Origin of the sequence: Synechococcus sp. R3-13, from assembly GCF_047462195.1 — a bacterium.
GTDB lineage: Bacteria > Cyanobacteriota > Cyanobacteriia > Thermostichales > Thermostichaceae > Thermostichus.
In genome coordinates this window covers 1-1800 of record NZ_JANSIO010000407.1, presented here as the reverse complement: position 1 = coordinate 1800, position 1800 = coordinate 1, and the positions used below count along the sequence as shown (strand labels likewise).

1 protein-coding gene is annotated in these 1800 nt (G+C 59.9%); it reads left to right on the top strand.

Going from position 1 to position 1800, the window contains the following annotated elements:
* Positions 1-63: 63 nt before the first annotated feature.
* The coding region (locus tag NW856_RS12005; protein WP_414400463.1) for a BamA/TamA family outer membrane protein at positions 64-1800 on the top strand (1737 nt) is incomplete at its 3' end.

Sequence of the window (1800 nt, the reverse complement as noted above, 5' to 3'; positions counted from 1 at the left end):
TGAGCTTATTATTGACTAGAGTCATGCTCTGCAATCTTGCTTTTTGGTGTGCGAGGGATCCCCATGAATCGTTCCAGGCAACTTCGCCCTTGGCTAACTTCAGCGCTCACCCGCGGGATGGTGCTCTGCACCGCTTTTGCGTTTGCTGAAGCGTCCCGTAGCGCTCTGCTGATGGGATCCCCGGCTTGGGCGCAATCGGTTCCTCAGCCCGGCACCCTCGACCTGCGCACCGGTGGCGACACCCCCGCCCAGCCCTCCCCCACCCCACCCCCCACTGCCGGCGAGCCAGAAGTGTTGGTAGCGGAGGTAGTGGTTGAGGGCACTGAAGATCCGGAGCTGATCAACCGGGTTTACAGCGTCATCCGCACCCGCGCCGGCGAGGTTTCCACCCGCTCTCAATTGCGGGAAGACATCAATGCCGTGTTTGCCACCGGTTTGTTTGCCGATGTGCGGGCGGTGCCTTCCGATACACCCTTGGGAGTGCGGGTCACCTTTGAGGTCAAGCCCAACCCCATTCTCAAAGCAGTGCGCACAGAAGGGGCGAACGTTCTGGATCCGGAAGTGCTGCGGGCCGCCTTTGCCGACCAGGAAGGGCGGGTGCTCAACTTCGGCGAGCTGCAATCGGCGGTGGCCGAGATCGAGCAGTGGTACGCCGATAAGGGTTACGTGCTGGCCAAAGTGACGGATGTGCGCTCCTCTGAAGACGGCACCATCACCCTGGAAATCGCCGAAGGGGTGATCGAGGATATTCGCGTTCAGGGCAACACCAAAACCCGTGACTTCATCATCACCCGCGAGTTGAAGTCCAAGCCGGGGGATGTGTTTAACCGCAACCAAATCCAGGAAGACCTGCAGGCGGTTTTTAATCTCAACCTGTTTCAAGATGTGAATGTGGGGCTCAACCCCGGCCAGGATCCCGACAAGGTGGTGGTGGTGGTGAACGTGGAAGAACGTCGCACCGGTACCTTGGGCGGCACCATCGGCGTTAGCTCCGCCACAGGGGTCTTCGCCGGCCTCAACGTCTCCGAACAAAACTTGGGCGGCAACAACCAAAGTGCCAGCTTCAACGTGCAGGTGGGCACCAACGAAACCCTCTTCGACTTAAACTTCACCGACCCGCGGATTGCCACGCTGGAGATCCCCACCTCCTACAACGTCAACATCTCCAACCAGCAAAGTTCTAGCTTTGTCTTCAATGAGGGATTCACCCTGCCCAACGGGGATCCCGTGCGCATCAACCGTCTTGGTGGCGGGGTGACTTTCTCTCGCCCGATTGGGGGCAATTGGCGGGCCAGCTTGGGCACCCGCATCCAATTTGTAGAAGCTCGCAACAGCAACGGGGAGCAGCAGCGCTTCGATGTGCTGGGCAACCCGATTACCTTCAGCGAGAGCGGCCAAGACAGCTACACCACCCTGCGCCTCGGCCTCATCAACGACGCCCGCGACAACCCCAACAGCCCCAGCCAGGGCTCGGTCTTTCGCATCTCCACAGAACAGTCGGTACGTCTGTTTCAAAATGGCTTGAATGCCAACCGCCTCGAGGCCGGCTACAGCCAGTTCATTCCCGTCAACCTGTTTGAAACCCGCAGCGAGCGACCGCAGGTATTGGCCTTTGATGTGCGGGCGGGCACGACCATCGGCGACTTGGCTCCCTACGATGCTTTTGCTATTGGTGGCGGCAACTCGGTGCGGGGCTTTTTCGAGGGGGGTATCGGTTCCGGTCGCAGCTTTGCCACCGCAACCGCCGAATTGCGCTTTCCCATTTTCGACCCGGTGGGGGCAGTGGTCTTTGCCGACTAC